The following is a 252-nucleotide window of genomic DNA, read 5'->3' as shown; positions in this document are numbered from 1 at the left end:
GCGACATCGGTCCGTGTGTCATTCTCGCGTCCAAATATCAAGAGTAAACGCCTTTCTCGGCGAGTTTACAAGCAATATTTACAATCTTTGCTCACCGCGACGTCCCAGCCTTCATGCAATCGCCCTGCTGCGTCCATCGAGCATGCCGCGTACGACGCCCGCCATGCGATCCTTGAGCGTCGTGGCGAGTTTCTTGAATGGCTCAAGGCGGCTGCGTCGGGCCCACGATATCCACTTTATCAACGCCGCTTC

The 252-nt window shown here is 56.0% G+C and carries 1 pseudogene; it reads right to left on the bottom strand.

Going from position 1 to position 252, the window contains the following annotated elements:
- Nucleotides 1-120 precede the first annotated feature (120 nt).
- A pseudogene (locus tag F1735_RS35090) lies at nucleotides 121-252 on the bottom strand (transposase); the annotation flags it as partial.

Source organism: Massilia genomosp. 1 (genome assembly GCF_011682185.1).
GTDB classification, from domain to species: Bacteria; Pseudomonadota; Gammaproteobacteria; order Burkholderiales; family Burkholderiaceae_D; genus Telluria_A; species Telluria_A rubra.
This window is presented reverse-complemented; position numbering and strand designations above follow the sequence as displayed.